Genomic DNA, 294 nt, shown 5'->3' on the forward strand with positions numbered 1-294 from the left:
CAGTGCCAGCCGCCGCGGTAATACGGAGGGTGCAAGCGTTGTCCGGAATTACTGGGCGTAAAGCGCACGTAGGCGGCTTTGTAAGTTAGAGGTGAAAGCCCGGGGCTCAACTCCAGAATTGCCTTTAAGACTGCATCGCTTGAATCATGGAGAGGTGAGTGGAATTCCGAGTGTAGAGGTGAAATTCGTAGATATTCGGAAGAACACCAGTGGCGAAGGCGACTCACTGGACAAGTATTGACGCTGAGGCACGAAAGCGTGGGGAGCAAACAGGATTAGAAACCCCTGTAGTCC

1 rRNA gene is annotated in these 294 nt (G+C 53.1%); it reads left to right on the forward strand.

Annotated features, from left to right (window positions below):
* Positions 1 to 294: ribosomal RNA gene (locus BTW08_RS18310) — 16S ribosomal RNA — on the forward strand; the annotation flags it as partial.

Origin of the sequence: Salinicola sp. MH3R3-1 (assembly GCF_001937155.1) — a bacterium.
GTDB classification, from domain to species: Bacteria; Pseudomonadota; Gammaproteobacteria; order Pseudomonadales; family Halomonadaceae; genus Salinicola; species Salinicola halophyticus.